This is a genomic window from Variovorax sp. GW821-FHT09B05 (genome assembly GCF_059418265.1).
Window position 1 is genome coordinate 72,067 of the sequence record NZ_JBWKPN010000004.1, and the last position, 16,807, is coordinate 88,873.

General features: G+C 69.7%; 18 protein-coding genes. 10 read left to right on the forward strand and 8 right to left on the reverse strand.

Features of this window, described 5'->3' with window-relative positions:
* Positions 1–21 precede the first annotated feature (21 nt).
* Positions 22–828 carry a hydroxypyruvate isomerase family protein gene (locus AC07RM_RS12065; RefSeq protein WP_495334595.1) on the reverse strand — a complete coding sequence of 269 codons (807 nt, stop codon included), beginning with the start codon at positions 826–828 and terminating at the stop codon, positions 22–24.
* Positions 829–927: 99 nt separating this feature from the next.
* On the opposite strand from AC07RM_RS12065, the gene AC07RM_RS12070 reads away from it, so the two are divergent.
* Complete coding sequence (locus AC07RM_RS12070) at positions 928–1,857, forward strand: LysR family transcriptional regulator (protein ID WP_431513619.1); 930 nt, start codon at positions 928–930, stop codon at positions 1,855–1,857.
* 9 nt (positions 1,858–1,866) lie between these two features.
* Here the strand turns inward: AC07RM_RS12070 and AC07RM_RS12075 are convergent, their stop codons facing one another.
* Positions 1,867–2,199, reverse strand: a complete 333-nt coding sequence (locus AC07RM_RS12075) for a hypothetical protein (protein WP_143129319.1) — start codon at positions 2,197–2,199, stop codon at positions 1,867–1,869.
* Between the two features lie 118 nt (positions 2,200–2,317).
* Positions 2,318–3,484 (reverse strand): mandelate racemase/muconate lactonizing enzyme family protein, encoded by a 1,167-nt coding sequence (locus tag AC07RM_RS12080; protein WP_296787245.1) that lies wholly within the window; start codon positions 3,482–3,484, stop codon positions 2,318–2,320.
* Between the two features lie 99 nt (positions 3,485–3,583).
* On the opposite strand from AC07RM_RS12080, the gene AC07RM_RS12085 reads away from it, so the two are divergent.
* The 3 genes from AC07RM_RS12085 to AC07RM_RS12095 all read left to right on the forward strand — a co-directional run bounded on the left by AC07RM_RS12085 (position 3,584) and on the right by AC07RM_RS12095 (position 5,654).
* Positions 3,584–4,483, forward strand: a complete 900-nt coding sequence (locus AC07RM_RS12085) for a LysR family transcriptional regulator (protein WP_495334596.1) — start codon at positions 3,584–3,586, stop codon at positions 4,481–4,483.
* 78 nt (positions 4,484–4,561) lie between these two features.
* A complete protein-coding gene (locus AC07RM_RS12090) occupies positions 4,562–4,972 on the forward strand; it encodes a hypothetical protein (RefSeq protein ID WP_495334597.1) in 411 nt (136 codons plus the stop codon).
* Between the two features lie 106 nt (positions 4,973–5,078).
* Positions 5,079–5,654: a dihydrofolate reductase family protein gene (locus AC07RM_RS12095; protein WP_495334598.1), complete on the forward strand. Its 576-nt coding sequence runs from the start codon at positions 5,079–5,081 to the stop codon at positions 5,652–5,654.
* A gap of 24 nt (positions 5,655–5,678) precedes the next feature.
* On the opposite strand, the gene gdhA is transcribed toward AC07RM_RS12095, so the two are convergent.
* From gdhA to AC07RM_RS12110, 3 genes are all read right to left on the reverse strand, one after another.
* Positions 5,679–7,022, reverse strand: a complete 1,344-nt coding sequence (gene gdhA / locus AC07RM_RS12100; RefSeq protein ID WP_093353132.1) for an NADP-specific glutamate dehydrogenase — start codon at positions 7,020–7,022, stop codon at positions 5,679–5,681.
* 215 nt (positions 7,023–7,237) lie between these two features.
* Positions 7,238–9,154 (reverse strand): bifunctional metallophosphatase/5'-nucleotidase, encoded by a 1,917-nt coding sequence (locus AC07RM_RS12105; protein ID WP_495334968.1) that lies wholly within the window; start codon positions 9,152–9,154, stop codon positions 7,238–7,240.
* A gap of 168 nt (positions 9,155–9,322) precedes the next feature.
* Positions 9,323–9,709, reverse strand: coding sequence for a YybH family protein (locus AC07RM_RS12110; protein WP_495334599.1), 387 nt, complete (start codon positions 9,707–9,709; stop codon positions 9,323–9,325).
* Between the two features lie 56 nt (positions 9,710–9,765).
* On the opposite strand from AC07RM_RS12110, the gene AC07RM_RS12115 reads away from it, so the two are divergent.
* Complete coding sequence (locus tag AC07RM_RS12115) at positions 9,766–10,173, forward strand: winged helix-turn-helix transcriptional regulator (protein ID WP_495334600.1); 408 nt, start codon at positions 9,766–9,768, stop codon at positions 10,171–10,173.
* A gap of 3 nt (positions 10,174–10,176) precedes the next feature.
* Here AC07RM_RS12115 and AC07RM_RS12120 read toward each other — a convergent pair whose 3' ends face one another.
* Together AC07RM_RS12120 and AC07RM_RS12125 are read right to left on the reverse strand one after the other, a co-directional pair.
* Positions 10,177–10,917 carry an SDR family NAD(P)-dependent oxidoreductase gene (locus AC07RM_RS12120; RefSeq protein ID WP_495334601.1) on the reverse strand — a complete coding sequence of 247 codons (741 nt, stop codon included), beginning with the start codon at positions 10,915–10,917 and terminating at the stop codon, positions 10,177–10,179.
* Positions 10,918–11,051: 134 nt separating this feature from the next.
* A complete protein-coding gene (locus AC07RM_RS12125) occupies positions 11,052–11,972 on the reverse strand; it encodes a LysR substrate-binding domain-containing protein (RefSeq protein ID WP_495334602.1) in 921 nt (306 codons plus the stop codon).
* Positions 11,973–12,110: 138 nt separating this feature from the next.
* On the opposite strand from AC07RM_RS12125, the gene AC07RM_RS12130 reads away from it, so the two are divergent.
* The 5 genes from AC07RM_RS12130 (at position 12,111) to AC07RM_RS12150 (ending at position 16,795) form a co-directional block, all read left to right on the forward strand.
* Complete coding sequence (locus tag AC07RM_RS12130; protein ID WP_495334603.1) at positions 12,111–13,616, forward strand: MFS transporter; 1,506 nt, start codon at positions 12,111–12,113, stop codon at positions 13,614–13,616.
* Positions 13,617–13,686: 70 nt separating this feature from the next.
* Positions 13,687–14,400, forward strand: coding sequence for a hypothetical protein (locus tag AC07RM_RS12135; RefSeq protein WP_495334604.1), 714 nt, complete (start codon positions 13,687–13,689; stop codon positions 14,398–14,400).
* A 174-nt stretch (positions 14,401–14,574) separates the two neighbouring features.
* A complete protein-coding gene (locus AC07RM_RS12140) occupies positions 14,575–15,480 on the forward strand; it encodes an SMP-30/gluconolactonase/LRE family protein (RefSeq protein WP_495334605.1) in 906 nt (301 codons plus the stop codon).
* Positions 15,481–15,519: 39 nt separating this feature from the next.
* Entirely contained in the window at positions 15,520–16,488 is a 969-nt protein-coding gene (locus tag AC07RM_RS12145; protein WP_495334606.1) for a tripartite tricarboxylate transporter substrate binding protein, read from the forward strand.
* Between the two features lie 13 nt (positions 16,489–16,501).
* On the forward strand, positions 16,502–16,795 hold the full coding sequence (locus AC07RM_RS12150) for a YciI family protein (protein ID WP_398491987.1): 294 nt from the start codon (positions 16,502–16,504) through the stop codon (positions 16,793–16,795).
* The last annotated feature ends 12 nt before the right edge of the window (positions 16,796–16,807 follow it).

Consider the following 16,807-nt stretch of genomic DNA (forward strand, 5'->3'; position numbering starts at 1 on the left):
TCTCCTCGTGGGTGGTGTTGTTCAGTGCGCGGCCGCTGCCGTGCGCGGATCGCGGATGCCGTGATCGGCGGCCCATTGCAGCGTGTCGAGCGTGTGGCCCGAAGGCGCGTACTCGCAGCCGATCCATCCCTCCCACCCCATCTGCTCGATCAGTTCGAACAGGTAGGGGAAACGGATCTCGCCGGTGCCCGGTTCGTTGCGGCCCGGCACACTGCCGACCTGGATGTGCCCGACGTGAGGCCATGCGGCCTTCAGGCGTTCGGCGATGGCACCTTGCTCGGTCTGGATGTGGAAGGTGTCGAAGCACAGCTTCACGTTGTCGCGGCCCAGCGCCTCGACCACCGCCACGCCCTCCTCGATGCGGTGATAGAGGAAGTCGGGAAAGCGCGCGCGGCAGCAGGGCTCGAGGATCAGCGTGAGCCCGCTGGCGCGGGCCTGGTCGGCGGCCCAGGCGATGTTCTCCTTGAGCAGGTCCATGCAGCGGGCGCGGTCCATGTCCGGCCCGATGTTGCCGGGCATCACGTGGATCATCGGACCGCCAACCTGCGCCGAGTAGTCGATCGCGGTGTGGATGCTCTGCCGGAACCGCGCCTCGAGTCCCGGCAGCGCCGCGTAGCCGCGCTCGCCGGCGTCCCAGTCGAAGGGCGAGAGGATCTGCACCAGCGCAAGCCCGTTGGCCTCGAGCCGGGCCGCGATCTCGCGCGCCGGATGCTCGTAGGGAAAAGCCACCTCCACGCCGCGGAAGCCGGCCCGGGCGGCCGCCTCGTAACGCTCGAGCATCGGGTATTCGGTGAACAGCCACCGCAGGTTGGGATCGAATCGCAGCATCGTGGAATCGCTTCGTGTTGGTCTCGGATGAAGGGCATCGTAGGTAGCGGGTATTGCTAAGACAAGCTAGACTTTTTTAGGCCCTGTTGAGCTTGTCTTATGAATATCGGAAACGTGTCCCTGCGCCAGTTGCGCGCCTTCGTCGCCATCGCCGATGCCGGCAGCTTTGCCGCGGCGGCGCGCCGGCTCCATCTCACGCCTTCGGCGCTGAGCCTCTTGATCCGCGATCTCGAACGCAATGTGGGGGTGCGCCTGTTCGACCGCACGACGCGGTCGACCGCCCTCGCGCTGGCGGGCAGCGAGTTCTATCCGCTCGCGCGGCAGGTGCTCGACGATCTCTCGCGCGCGCTCGAGAGCACGCAGGACCTCGAGCAGAAGAAGCGCGGCACGGTGCGCATCGCCTGCACGCCGCTCTATGCGGCGACGACGCTGCCTGAAATGATCCATCGCTACCGCCGCCGGTATCCGGCGATCGCGGTCTACGTGCTCGATTCGCTGAACCAGCAGGCCACCGCGCGGGTCGTGAGCGGCGAGGCCGACCTCTGCATCGCGCCGCAGCGCCCGACGCCGCCCGAATTGCTGCAGCAAAGCCTGATGCGCGATCGCATCCGGCTGGTGTGCCCGGGCGACCATGCGCTGGCCGCGCGCGCCCGCGTGACCTGGGCGCAGGCGCTGCAGCATCCGTTCGTGAGCCTCACGCCCGACTTCACGAACCGGCTGCAGGCCGACCTGTTCAAGCACTCGGATGCGCTGGCGCTGCATCCGGCGCACGAGGTGTCGTTCATCACCACCGCGCTCGGCATGGTGCGCGGCGGCTTCGGCATCACGGCCCAGCCCAGCCGCGTGCTGCCGATGCTCGAATCCTTCGGCCTGGTGTCGCGGCCGCTGACCTCACCGACGGTGGATCGCCACCTGTCGCTGTTCTGCGCGCGGGCCCGCGCACTGTCGCCGGCGGCCGAAAGCTTCAGGGACTTCCTGGTCGGCGAGCTGTCGGATGCACCAGCCGAACTGCGCCCCGGCGCGGGATGAGTCCCGCGCTCAGCGCTCCAGGTAGCCGTAAGCCGACAGGCAGGCCTTCAGCGGCGCGCTCGCGCCCGTGCCGTACTCGAGCCGCTGCGGCGTGGTCGACTGCCGGTTCTTCTCGTCCTGTTCCGCCAGTGTCTTGCCCACGCGGTACTGGCACAGCAGCATCAAGTTCTCGGGCACCGACACGCCCGCGGTGTTGGTGAAGGACTTGGGCCGGTCCGAGTGGTAGGTCTCGCTCGGTGCCGCGGCCTTCGGCGCATCCTTGGAGGGGCCGGACTTCGGCCACAGGCTGCAGCCCGACAGCGCCACGACGATGGCCACGAGGCCGCAAAACTTTGGATGCACTTCGATCTCCTGAGGGGTTGCGAGACGCAACGGCTTGCGCTCCCGCCGGCCGCGATGGGGCCGGCGGAATATAGCGGACGCACGGGTCGCGCGCTCGATCGCCCCTTCAGTCCGACACTCAATCCGACAGCGCCCGCATCCGCGCGTACAGGTCGGCCTTGCCCTCGAAGCCGATGCCCGGCAGCGGCGGCAGCGTGACATGGCCGTTCTCCACCTTCACGCCGTCGGGGAAGCCGCCGAAGGGCTGGAACAGGTCGGGGTAGGACTCGTTGCCGCCGAGCCCCAGCCCGGCCGCGATGTTGAGCGACATCTGGTGGCCGCCATGCGGGATGCAGCGGCTCGCGGACCAGCCGTGCTGCTTGAGCATGTCGAGCGTGCGCAGGTACTCGACCAGGCCGTAGCTGAGCGCGCAGTCGAACTGCAGCCAGTCGCGGTCGGGCCGCATGCCGCCATGACGGATTAGGTTGCGCGCGTCCTGCATCGAGAACAGGTTCTCGCCCGTGGCCATCGGGTTGGCGTAGTAGTTGCGCAGCGTGGCCTGCAGTTCGAAGTCGAGCGGATCGCCGGCTTCCTCGTACCAGAACAGGTCGTACTGCGACAGCGCCTTGGCATAGGCGATCGCCGTGTCGAGGTCGAAGCGGCCGTTCGCGTCCACGCACAGCTTCTGGCCGTCCTGCAGCACGCCGAGGATCGAGTCGATGCGGCGCAGGTCCTCGTCGAGCGAATCGCCGCCGATCTTCTTCTTGACCACCGTGTAGCCGCGGTCGATGTAGCTGCGCATCTCGTCCTTGAGCTTGCCGTGGTCCTGGCCCGGGTAGTAGTAGCCGCCGGCCGCGTAGACGAAGACCTTCGGGTTCGGCGTGCCGTTGCCGTAGCGCTCGGCCAGCAGCTGGAACAGCGGCTTGCCCTCGATCTTCGCCACCGCGTCCCACACCGCCATGTCGATGGTGCCGATGGCGACCGAGCGCTCGCCATGGCCACCGGGCTTCTCGTTCTTGAACATCGTGTCCCACACCTTGTGCGGATCGAGGTTGCGGCCGCTCGCGTCGAGCAGCGTGTCGGGCTGCGCTTCGAGAATGCGCGGAATGAAGCGCTCGCGCATCAGCGTGCCCTGGCCGTAGCGGCCGTTGGAGTTGAAGCCGTAGCCGACCACCGGCTTGCCGTCGCGGACCACGTCGGTGATCACCGCCACGAGGCTCAGGGTCATCTTGCTAAAGTCGATGTACGCATTGCGGATGGGCGAACTGATCGGGATGGTCTGTTCGCGGATCTCGACGATCTTCACGGGAGGTCTCCAGGAGCTGAGGAAGACCCGATGGTGGCCGCGCCGCGCCGATCCGGCCAATGCCCTTTTTCTAGACTTCGATGCCTTGAAAGCACCGCCATGAATTTCCTCTGGCTCGACGACTTCCTGGTGCTGGCCGAAACGGGCAACTTCTCGCGCGCGGCCGAGGAGCGCCACCTGACCCAGCCGGCCTTCAGCCGCCGCGTGCGCGCGCTCGAGGAATGGCTGGGCACCGAGCTGTTCGACCGCAGCGGCCAGCCCGCCACGCTCACGCCCGCGGGCGAATGGTTCGGCACGGTCGCGCGCGAGCTGCGTGCGCGCGTCGACCGCATTCCCGCCGATGCGCGCGCCGTGAACGAAGCCGATGCCGCGACCCTGCGGCTCGCCGCCACGCATGCGCTCTCGTTCACCTTCCTGCCGCGCTGGCTGCGCACGCTCGAATCGCGCGTGGCGCTGGGCCCGGTGCAGCTCATGTCGGACCTGCTGCCACGCTGCGAGCTGCTGCTGTCGCAGGGCAAGGTGCAGTTCGTGCTGAGCCATGCGCATCCCGAGGCCGCGAACTCGCTCGATAACTCGGGAGCGCTGTCGACGCTGGTCGGCGCCGATGCGCTGGTGCCGGTCAGCGCGCCCGGTGCCAGGGGCCGCGCGCGGCATGTGCTAGGCAAGAGCGCCACCGCGCCCGTGCCGCTGCTTGCCTACAGCCAGGAATCGGGACTGGGACGGATCGCGCAGGCCGTGCTGGGCCGCCGGCTCGATGCGCTGGCACCGAAGGTGGTGTTCACCGCGCACCTGGCCTCGGTGCTGCGGACCATGGCGCTCGATGGGCGGGGGATTGCGTGGCTGCCGAGGACCTTGGTCGACGAGGACATCGCGGCGGGGACGCTGGTGCCGGCCGGTGGCGAGGAATGGGTCGTGCCGCTGCAGGTGCGGCTGTACCGCGGACGCGCGCCGATGGGTACGGCGGTCGAGGCGTTCTGGAAGGCGGCGCATCCGCGTTGAGACGCGTCCGCTCATCATGCCCGACGAGCATCGTTTGCCAGAGCCACAGCTTCATAGAAACAGATCGAGATCCACACCATGGGCCACCAGACTCTCGTATACGGCGCAATCGAAGTGTTTCATTCGCGACCGAGCAAACCGGACGCAGACGCCCTCAACGAGGCCGCACTCCTGGCACTCCCCGAGCAGGATGAGTGGCCATTCCTCGTTCGTTCGATGTTCAGCATGACCTCGAGCGTGGATGTCAGCGTGGCCTATACCTTCCGTGTCATTCACTTCGGTGCATCGTTCAAGGCGATCGAACTGGAATGGGAGGCATGGCTCGTCAAGTTCGAGCGGCTGCTTGCAAGCCTCGATGGCATCACGGCGGTCGTGCATCTGGAAACCGAATTGGTGGGCAATCACCGCTACACATGGCAGCGAAAGATGGACACGATCGACCGCTGGCCGCCGGCGTGGAATTTCGGCGGCGGCACGCGCTCGTTCTGAGCATTTCTTGCAGGCAGCAGCAGGAATCGGCCCAGAAGCGTGCGCAGGCCCTGGATGTCAAACTCCGGCTACCCCTGAATCTCCAACCCCCAGCAAGGAGACCCGCATGAGAAAGCTCAAGATCATGGAACACGTATCGCTAGACGGCGTGATCCAGTCCTCCAGCGAGGACGGCTTCCCGCATGGCGACTGGACCGCGCCCTACCGCACGCCCGAGGGCCGCGACGAAGTGCTCGCCGCGCACGGCGAACGCTTCGACCTGCTGCTGGGCCGTCGCACCTACGACCTGTGGTCGGACTACTGGCCCAAGGCGCTGGGCGGGCCGATGGCGGACGGCCTGAATGCGGCGACCAAGTACGTCGTGACCCATCGCCCCGACAGCCTGGCCTGGGGTCCGTTCGAAGGCCTCGGGCCGGACATCGCCGAGAGCGTTGGCCGCCTCAAGTCGAGCGCCGGCCCGGACCTCGTGCTCTGGGGCAGCTCCACGCTGACATCGGCGCTGCTCGAGCACGGGCTGGTCGACGAGATGATGCTGATCGTCTATCCGGTGCTGCTGGGCACCGGCAAGCGCCTTTTCGCGCAGGGGTTGCCGGCGCGGGCCTTCGAACTCGTCGGCAGCAAGACGACGCCGTCGGGGTTGCTGCTCGGCAGCTACAGGTTCGCCGGGCCCCTGAAGGCCTGACGACGAAAGGGCGCGGTCACGCGCTCAAACCACACCCTGCGCCAGCATCGCATCCGCCACCTTGACGAAGCCCGCCACGTTCGCGCCATCGACATAGCTCACGCGGCCGTCCTCGCGGCGCCCGTGGGCCAGGCAGGCCTCGTGGATGCTGCGCATGATCTGCAGCAGGCGCGCGTCGACCTCCTCGCGCGGCCATGATAGGCGCGCGGCGTTCTGGCTCATCTCCAGGCCCGAGGTGGCGACGCCGCCGGCATTGCTGGCCTTGCCCGGCGCATAGAGAACGTCGGCCGCCTCGAACACCTTGACCGCCTCGATGGTGGACGGCATGTTCGCGCCCTCGGCCACGCAGACCACGCCGTTCTTCACCAGCGTCTTCGCGTCCTCGACGTCGAGTTCGTTCTGGGTCGCGCTGGGCAACGCCACGTCCACCGGCACATGCCACGGCGTGGCACCGGCGACGAACTTCGCGCCGACGCGCTCGGCGTAGTCGCTCACGCGGCCGTAGTGGTGGTTCTTCACGTCCATCAGCACCGCGAGCTTCTCGGCAGTGAAGCCCGACTCGTCGACCACGGTGCCACTGGAGTCGGACACCGTGATCACCTTGGCCCCGAGCGCCATGGCCTTCTCGATCGTGTACTGGGCGACGTTGCCCGCGCCCGAGACCGACACGCGCAGCCCCTCGAAGCTGCGCCCGCGCGTCTGCAGCATCTCCTGCGCGAAATAGACGTTGCCGTAGCCCGTGGCCTCGGGCCGGATCAGCGAGCCGCCGAACGAGAGGCCCTTGCCGGTGAACACACAGTCGGCGCGGTTGGTGAGCTTCTTGACCATGCCGGTGAGGTAGCCCACCTCGCGGCCGCCCACGCCGATGTCGCCCGCGGGCACGTCGGTGTAGGCGCCCACATGGCGGAACAGCTCGGTGGCGAAGGCCTGGCAGAAGCGCATGACCTCGCCCTGGCTGCGCCCCTTGGGATCGAAGTCGGAACCACCCTTGCCGCCGCCCATCGGCAGCGTGGTCAGCGCGTTCTTGAAGGTCTGCTCGAAGGCCAGGAACTTCAGGATCGACAGGTTCACGGACGGATGGAAGCGCAGGCCGCCCTTGTACGGGCCGATGGCCAGGCTGTGCTGGATGCGGTAGCCGCGGTTGACCTGCACGTCGCCGTGGTCGTCGGTCCAGCAGACACGGAAGGTGATCACGCGCTCGGGTTCCACCAGCCGCTCCAGCAGGGCCTGCGTCTGGTAGCGCGGATGCTGTGCGATGAAGGGCCACAGGCTCTGGATGACCTCCGTCACGGCCTGCAGGTATTCGGGCTGCCCGGGATTGCGCTGGGCCACGTGGGCCAGGAAGTCTTGGGCGCTGGCGTGCTTCATTCCTCTATCTCCAAAAAGGTGCGTTCTGACCAAAATAGTGCATTCTCATGCACAAACAGTTCAAGGTTATGCACCAAAGTAATGAGAATTGTAGGGATAAGGTTCGAATTCGCACCAACTTGGATTGAAAACGAATTCGCCGCCAGCGGATGGACATCCGCTGGCGGCGAAGCTGGGGAGGTGAGCCGCACCCCGCGGCCCGCTGGTTCGGCCCCTCAGGGCTTCACATACGACTTCGTGCTGTACAGCGCCCCATCGGGCTTGCGCAGCAGCGGCAGCCCCGTCCCCACGTCCTTGGCCTGACGGTCGATGTAGGTCTGGAACACGTCCGCGTCGAGCACGCCGATGTCGAGGCGGCGCGCGGCGGGCACGGCGGCCAGGGTCTTGTAGCCGTCGCCGCCGGTGGCATTGAAGCTCAGCACGAAGAGCTTGTAGGTCTTGGTCAGGTCCAGCGGGCCCCAGGTGTTGGCCGCGGCATTGCGCACCTCGATGTTGGTGACGCGGCTGCCCTCGGCCTTGGTCGCGTCCACGTCGAAGCGCAGGTTGCCGGTGTAGGGGTACGGGCCGGTCGAGCCGCCGGGACCGTAGACCGCCTGCATGCCGTCCTCGAGCATGCGCTTGACCTCCTGGCCGGTGATGTCGAGACGGAACAGCATGTTGCCGAAGGGCAGCACCTCGATCACGTTCGCGGCGGTCACGCGGCCGTTGAGCGGCACGCGCACGCCACCGCCGCTCTGCAGCGAGATGTCGGCACCGCCGTACTCGGCATTGGCCACGTCGACATAGGCCTGGGCCACGAGCTGCTGGATGTCGCCGCCGCGCAGGCTGACCTCGCCCAGCGCATTGCAGGCCACGCTCGAGCGGCTGTAGTCGACCGTTCCCACGCCGCCGGGCACGCGGCGCGAGCACAGCTCGGTCGGCACCAGGGCCACCTCGCTCTTCGTGAACGCGTCCACCTTGTCCTTGAAGGGCTTGAGCACGGCGGCCGCCGCCACGCTGGGCGTGGTCACGCGCAGGAAGCCGCTGGCCGCGACATCGGCCAGGATCGCCGTCTTCTGATCGGGCGTGGCGGCCGGCGCGCCGGAGGCACTGCCGACCCTGAACTCGTCGCCGATCAGCACATGCGGCGTGCCGACGCAGTTCGTCACGTTGCCCTGCGCGTCGAAGGACACCTTGAGCTCGCCCACCACCTGGCTGTATTCCCAGGCCTGCACCAGGCAGACGGGCTTGCCGTCCTTGTCGGTCGCGCGCGTGGGATAGGCCCCCGCGGGCGAGCCCACGCCATAGGCCGTCAGCCCGGCCGGCCCGACCAGCGTGTGCGAGTCGCCGCCGACCACCACGTCCACGCCGCTGAGCTTGGCGATCACGGTCTTGTCGTACTCGTAGCCGATGTGGCTCATCACGATGATCTTGTTCACGCCGCGCGCCTTCAGTGCATCGATCTCGCGCTGGGCCGCGACGGCCTCGTCCTCGAAGGTGGTGTCGGGGTCGGGGCTCGACGAGGCCTTGGTCTTGGCCGCGATCGTCAGGCCCACGAGGCCGATCGACTGGCCGCCGCGCTGCACGACGATGGACTTGTTGACGTAGCCCGGCGCGCGCGAGGGGTGGAGCGCGGAGCTCGCGCCGAAGTCGACGTTGGCGCTCAGCACCGGCGTCTTGCACGCGCCCTTGTGCAGGAAGTCGATGAACTTCTTCAGCCCGCTGTCGCCCTTGTCGAACTCGTGGTTGCCGAGCGTGAAGGCATCGAAGCAGACGGTGTTCATCAGCGCGGCGTCGGCCTCGCCGTCGGCGCCCGCGCGGTTGAAATAGAGCGTGCCGGTCTGCGCATCGCCCGCGTGCAGCTTGAGCACGTGGGTCGATTTCGCGGCCAGCGCCTCGATCGCGGCCGTGACGCGCGGGAAGCCGCCCGCATCGACCTGCACCGGGCCGCTCGCACCGCCGCTGGCGCTGCGCAGCTGCAAGGTCTTGGTCTTGCTGTCGAGGTTCGAGTGGTGGTCGTTGATGTGCAGGATCGTCAGATCCATCGGCTGGGCCGTGGGCGTGCCGGGGGTATCGCCACCGCCACCCGATGCGGGCGGCGGAATGAAGGCCACCGACGAACCACCACCGCCGCCGCAGGCAGCGAGCAACATCGCGGCCGCCAATGCGGACGCGCTCAGAATGCGTTTCAAGACTGATCCCCTCTTGTGAAAAACGGGATCGTGTGAAGCTCGGATGAAGCGGGGATGACATCCTTGCGGCGCACGGGCCATGCATGCGCGGCCCGCGCCATCGATGCGAGGATGCGCGGTGGTGCCGACTCAGGCCACGCGCGCCAGGCTCGCGCCGACCGCGTGATCGATCACGCTCTTCCAGCCCCCGTCGCCCTGCCGCCGCGCGATCTCGGCCGAGCTGCCCTGCGCGATCACGTCGCCGTCCGCCGCGCGAAGGGTCCAGTCCGCGCGCAGCAGCGCGAGCTCGCCGCTGACCACGCAGAAGTTGTTGACCGAGGTCATGGTGCCGCCGAGCGCGAGCAGCGCCCGCAGCGAAGCCTCGATGGCCGCGAGGCCATGGTCGGTCGCGGCGGTCTGCGCGTTGTGATGCGCGGCGTCCTGCTCGTAGAGCGACAGCAGGCCCGCCAGGTCGCGTGCGTTGTAGAGCGCGGCGAAGCGCGGGTTGAGTTCGGCGGGATGGGTGACGGCAGGCATGTCGATGCTCCTCGATGACGGGCATCATTCGAGCATTGCCCGGCGAGACTTACCAAATGGAAACCGCACCCGTCGTCGAACCGATCCACGGCGCCCACGCCCCGACGCCACCGCAGCCGCGCCTGCCCGCCGAATGCCCGGTCGAGCACTGGCTCGCGCTGCTGGGCCATCGCTGGAGCGCGCTGATCCTCTGGCACCTGGCCGCGGCGCCGCTGCGGCATGGCGAGCTCGCGCGCCGGCTGCCGGGCGTGTCCGCCAAGGTGCTCGGCGAGCGGCTCGCCGAACTCGCGGCGGCGCGGCTGGTGCAGCGGCATGACGACAAGGCGGGCGGTGCGCATGCGCTGTACGGCCTCAGCGAGGCGGGGCAGCGCCTCAAGCGCGTGCTCGACCAGCTCGAGGCCTGGTCGGCCTCGCTGGACAGCACGCAGTCGCCCAGGCTCGACCGATTGCTGCTGGAGCGCTGAAGCCTAGATCCGCCCGCCGTCCGTCAGCACCGTGCGCCCCGTCACCCAGCGCGCATCGTTCGACGCGAGGAACGCCACCACGTCGGCGATGTCCTCGGGCTCGGCCAGCCGGCCCAGCGGCGTGAGCGCGGTCTCCTCGCGCAGGTGATCGGCCGGGATGCCCGAGGTCATGTCGGTGCGCGTGATCGCGGGCGCCACCGCGTTGACGCGGATGTTGCGCGCGCCGAGCTCCATCGCGAAGCCCTTGGTCAGCACCTCGACCGCGCCCTTGGCCGCGGAGTACAGCGCGGTGCCGCCGCCGGGGATGTGGACCAGGTCGGTCGACACGTTGACGATGGCGCCGCCCGCCTTCGGGATGTGCGGCAGCACGGCCTGCGTCAGCACGATGGTGCTCCAGGCATGGGTGTCCATCTGCTCGACGAACATCGCGCGCGTGAGCTCGCCCACCGGCGCCGCGACGAAGGTGCCGGCCGCATGCACGAGGATGTCGATGTGGCCGTAGGCCTCGGCGATGGCGGCCACGGCGGCGTTCGCCGCGGCCTCGTCGGTGACGTCGGCCTGGAACGCGGATGCGCGGCCGCCCTCGGCCACGATGCCGCGCACCACGGCCTCGGCCGCGGCGGCATTGCGCCGGTGCAGCAGCGCGACGGTGATGCCGTCGCGCGCGAGGCGGCGCGCCACGGCGGCGCCGATGCCGCGCGAGCCGCCGGAGACGACGGCGATCTTCTGGTTCTGTGTGTTCATGGGAAGCTTCTTTCTCTGCGAACAGGGATGACAAGGAAGCTTCGAAGGTAGGGCCGCGCGGCGCGTTGCACGAGCCGTGCGAGCGCAACGGGGCGTTGCCGCCGTTGCAACGCCAGCGGCGGCAAACGCCCTCGTCAACCGGCGCCGGGTGGCTCGAGTTCGCGGTACTTGGTCTCGAGCAGGGCCAGCACCGCGCGCACCGCGGAGCTCATGCCCTTGCGGCTCGGATACAGCACGTAGGCCTGCGTGGCCAGCGAGGGCCAGGCCGGCAGCACGCGGCGCAGCCGGCCGTCGGCCAGCGCATCGCGGCAGGCCTCGATCGGCAGCTGCACCAGGCCCGCGCCGCGCAATGCGGCCTCGCGCAGGGCCTGGTAGTTGTCGCTGATCAAGAGCGGCTGCGGATGGTGCAGCAGCGTCCGGCCGTCGCCATCGACCAGCGCCCAGGGCCGCACGCTGTCGGGCCCGCCGCCCTGGCCCAGCGCGGGAAAGCGATGCAGGTCGGCCGGCTCGGTGGGTTCGCCATGCGCCGCCAGCAGCGAGGGCGCGCCCACGAGTTCCATGCGCCCCACGCCGATCGGCCGCGCGACGATGTCGGCCGAAGCCAGCGGCTGGCTCGCATAGCGGATCGCGAGGTCGATGCGCTCGCCCAGCAGGTCGACGAAGCGGTTCGACAGGTCGAGCGTGATGCGCACCTTCGGATGCCGCAGGCTGAACTCGCCGAGCCAGCCGCCGAGCAGCAGCTCACCCGACACCGGCGAGGCGCTGATGCGCACCGGCCCCGCGGGTTCGCCCAGCGTCTCGTCGACGGTGGCGCGCACCGCCTGTGCCTCGTCGGCCATGCTGCGCGCGTGGCGGTAGACGCGCTCGCCCACGTCGGTGACCTGGAAGCGATGCGCCGAGCGCTGGATCAGCCGCACGCCGAGCTGCTTCTCGAGCGCGCCCACGCGCCGGCTCAGGCGCGACTTGGGCGTGCCGGTCTCGCGCTCGGCCGCCGAGAAGCCGCCCGCCTCGACCACGCGGGCGAACAGGAGTAGGTCGTTGAGGTCTTCCACCATGCTGTCGATGCCTTTCTTGCGTTTCCCTCGAGCGTGGCTCGCCGCCGCGTTCCACGGCTGCAACGCGGCGTGCCAGCGCCGGTATCGCGGCCGCCGCCACGAATGCGTAGCCTGCGCGGTTTGACGATCCGCCCGCCGATGCCGACCTCCATTCTCACCACCCCGACACCGGCCCCGGCCGATGCCGCCACGCGCGGCGCCACCCTGGCCGCGGCCTGCCTCTCGATGGCCGCGATCGCGATGTCGATCACGGCCGCGGGCGTGGCGCTGGTGCCGATCGGCGCGGCCTTCGGCATCGGCTTCGGCGCGCTGCAATGGGTGCTCAACCTGTTCGTGCTGAGCTTCGCCGCCTTCCTGCTGCCGGCCGGCGCGCTGGCCGATCGCATCGGCCAGCGCCGCAGCTTCATCGCGGGCGGCGCGATCTTCAGCGCCTTCACGCTGATGGCCATGCTGGCCACGCGCACCGAATGGCTGCTGGTCGCGCGCTTCCTGCAGGGCGCCGGCGGCGCGCTGCTCGCGGCCAGCGGTCCGGCCGCGCTCACGGCCGTGTTCCATGGCGAGGCCGAACGCAAGCGCGCCTTCGGCTGGCTCGGCAGCTGCGGCGGCGTCGGACTCACGCTGGGTGCGCTGCTGTCGGGCGCCGCGGCTGCGCAGGGCGGCTGGCGCGCGGCGCTCGCGATCCATCTGCCGCTGGTGCTGGCCGCGCTTGCGCTGGCGCTGTGGAATTTCCGCGGCCATGCGGGCCGGCCGGCGGGCGCACGCTTCGATCTCGTGGGAGCCGTGCTGGGCTTCACGACCATCGCGGCCGCGATGGCCTTAGGCATCCTCGGCGCCGAGCGTGGCTGGGGCGCGAGCGCCGTGCTCGCCAGCCTGGCGCTCGCGCTGGTCGCGGGATCGCTGTTCGCGCACTCGCAGCGCCGGCATCCGGCGCCGCTGCTGCCGCCCGCGCTGCTGCGCAACCGCGGCTTCGTGTTCGCCTGCCTGCTGACCTTGCTGTTCACCACGGTGTGGGTCGCGATGTTCATCTACGTGCCGCTGCAGCAGCAGGCCGCGCGCGGCCACGACGCGGACCGCGCGGGGCGCACCCTGCTCGCGCTGCTGATGCCCGCGATGGTGATGCCGGCCCTCGCCTCGCGCCTGGCCGTGCGCATCGGCACGCGGGCCGTGCTGGTCGGCGGCTGCCTCGCGATGGCGGCCGGCCTGGGCCTGTTGTATCTGGCGTGGACCGATCTCTCGCGTCCCGCGGCGCTCGAGTGGCTGGCGCTCGCGATCTGCGGCAGCGGCGCCGGCTGTCTCTACGGCCTGCTCGACTACCTCGCGATGGCCAGCCTGCCGAACGCGCTGGCCGGCACCGGATCCGCCGCCTTCAACGTGCTGCGGCTGCTCGGCGATGCGCTCGGCGCCATCGTGCCGGGCGCGGTGCTGGTGCAGGCCCTGGCGCCGCGGCTCGCGGCGGCCATCGGCGAGCCGGTGCCGCGCGAGGTGCTCAATGCCGTGGCGGCCGGGCAGTTCGGCGCGCTGGCCTCGGGCGGCGCGGCAGCGGTCGAGGCGTTCCGCGATGCGATCGCCGCCGTGCCCGCGGTGTTGGCCGTGTTGGTGTTGCTCGGCGCCGTGCTGGCCTGGTGGCGCGCCGAACGACCTTGAAGGCGGCGGCCCCTCAATCCATCGAGCCCTACACTGCCGGCCGATGGCTCCCGTCCCTTCCCATCTCGCCATGCCTGAGCGCCTGACCTCGTACTTCTGGCGCGGCGATGCCTTGCGCAGCCGCAGCGTGAGCCCGGTCGTGCTCGCGTCGAGGCTGGAGATTCCCGAGCCACCGGCGCGGCTGGTGGCCGACTGGCGGCGCGACGCGAGCACCCAACTGATGCTCGAGCCCGGCGACGTCGAGCCCCTGTCGCTGGCACGCGCGAGAACGCGCTGGCCCGCGTACGGCCAATGCGTGCAGGCGGTGGCCGACTGGGCGCGCACGCAGGGGCTGCCCGGCCTGCCGGGCGATGCCGACGTGGCACTGATGGCCTGCCGTGGCGCGCGCTACCACCACGACGGCGCGCAGTACGGCGGCGCGGCCTTCTGCAATTTCTTCCTCGGCGAGGACCTCGGCCTCGACGTGCACTTTCCCTCGGCCGGCGTGCGCCTTCCGCTCGCGCGCGGCACGGTCATGCTGTTCGACACCTGCCAGCCGCATGCCGTCATCCGGCGCGATGGCAAGGGATTCGATGCGGCGGACTTCGGCGCGGAGCGCGACACCCTGCAGGTGTTCCTGACCTGGGAGCTGCCGCTCGAGGACGAGGCGCTGGTCCGCGCGATGGGGATCTGCTTCGACGTCGATCCCTCGACCGCATCGCGGCTGACGGAAGAGCAGGTGCTGGTGAACGGCGAAGCGGCGACGCCGGACCCCACGTCCGGCCGCTGGATCCGCACCGCCTGAACGCGCCGTCCGAGCGCCCCGGCTCGCGCCCGCGAGCAATGACTTTTGATCATTTCTCGCATGAGTTAATTGTGATTGAGCCGCCACGGCCCCTCACGTATCTTCAGCGCTCGAATCATTGAGAGACAAGCCCTTTTCGAGCCGCATGGCATCGACAGCGGCAAGAAGGAACGCATGAGGATTCTGGCCGAGAGTCTGCAATTTCCTGAAGGACCGGTGGCGCTGGGCGACGGCTCGGTGCTGCTGGTCGAGATGCGCGCGGGCCTCGTCGTGCGGATCTCGCCCGATGGCGAGCGCCACGTGGTCGCCGACTGCGGCGGTGGTCCGAACGGCGCGGCGATCGGGCCCGACGGCGCGCTCTATGTCTGCGACAACGGCGGCAGCGCCTATGTGCCGGGCCGCTTCACCTCGACCGGGCCCGCGGCCGACTACGAGGGCGGCAGCATCCGCCGCTTCGACCTGCGCACGGGCGAGCACACGCTGCTCTACACGCACTGCGACGGCCATCGGCTGTCGTCGCCCAACGACCTCGTGTTCGATGCGCACGGCGGCTTCTACTTCACCGACTTCGGCAAGAAGCATGCGCGGCTGCGCGACTACGGCGGCGTCTACTACGCGCTGCCCGACGGCTCGCGCATCGTCGAGGTGGCCTATCCGCTGCTGTCGGCGAACGGCATCGGCCTCTCGCCCGACGCGCGCGTGCTCTACGTGGCCGAGACCGAGACGGCGCGGCTGTGGGCCTTCGACATCGTCGAGCCCGGCGTGGTGCGCAAGCATCCCTTTCCCTCGCCGCATGGCGGGCGCATCGTCTGCGGACTGCCGGGCTTCCAGCGCTTCGACAGCCTCGCGCTCGAGGCCGGCGGCAACATCTGCGTCGCCACGCTGATCACCGGCGCGGTCTCGGTCATCGCGCCCGACGGTGCGCTGCTGCGGCAGGTGGTCTTCCCCGACAGCTACGTCACCAACCTCTGCTTCGGCGGGCCGGCCATGCAGACCGCCTACGTCACGCTGTCGGGCACCGGGCAGCTCGCCTCGCTGCCCTGGCCCGAGCCGGGCCTGCGGCTGCATTTCAACGCGTAGCCCCGAGGCACGCGCACTAGAACACCCCTGGAGACACCCATGATCCGCCGCGAATTCATCGCCACCCTGGCCGGCGCCTGCGCCGCTGCAGCCCTGCCGCCGGCGCGCGCCGCGGCGCCCTATCCGAGCCGGCAGGTGCGCGTGGTCGTCCCATTCACCGCGGGCGGCGGCACCGACGTGGTGGCGCGCGCGATCGCGATGGGGCTGTCGGAGTCGATGGGCCAGTCCTTCTTCGTCGACAACAAGCCCGGTGCCAGCACCTTGATCGGTTCGGAGCTGGTGGCCAAGGCGGCGCCCGACGGCTACACGCTGCTGGTCGCGAGCGTGCCGCATGCCACCAACCCGTGGATGATGAAGAGCATGCCCTTCGACACCGCGAAGGCCTTCGCGCCGATCGGCCTCGCGGTGCAGTCGCCGTTCATCATGGTGGCCTCGTCCACCTCGTCGATCCAGTCCTTCGACGATGCGCTCGCGGCGGCGCGCTCCAAGCGCCTGTCCTTCGCCTCCACCGGCAGCGGCACGGCCGACCACCTCTCGATGGAACTGCTGGCGCTGCAGTCGGGCGTGACGATGACGCACGTGCCCTACAAGGGCACTGGCCCCGCGCTGGCCGACCTGATGGGCGGCCACGTCGACCTGATGTTCGCGAACGTGGTCGCGGCGGCACCGCTCGTGAAGTCGGGCAAGCTGCGCGCGCTGGCCGCGTCGACCGCGCGGCGCTCGCCCTCGCTGCCCGAGGTGCGCACCGTCGCCGAGGCCACGGGCAAGCCCTTCGACGTCAGCGCCTGGACCGGTGTGCTCGCGCCCGCGGGCACCGACGCGGCCATCGTGGAACGCCTGAGCGCCGAGGTGCGCAAGGCCCTGCAGACCCGCGCCACGCGCGAGGCGCTGACGGTGAACGGCGCCGAGCCGGTGGGCAGCACGCCGGCGGAATTCCAGGCCTTCATCGTGCGCGAGATGAAGACCTGGGGCGAGATCATCGCCAAGGCCGGCATCACGCCGAGCTGAGCCGGAGAGCCGCATGCCCTACGTCATCCTCGCGCTCGACCAGCCCGACGCGCAGGCGCTGCGCGAGACGCTCAAGCCGGCGCACCTCGACTACCTGAGCGAGCGGCAGCAGCGCATGCTGGCCGGCGGCGCGGTGCTCGACGAGGACGGCCGCGCGATCGGCGCGCTGATCATCGTGGACGCCGACGACCGCGCGGACGCGGAACGCTTCATCGGCGACGATCCCTTCGCGCAGGGCGGCCTGTTCGCCTCGGTGCGCGTCATGCCCTGGCGGCAGGCCTTCTTCGACCGGCGCCGCACGAAGTGAGATTCGAGAACG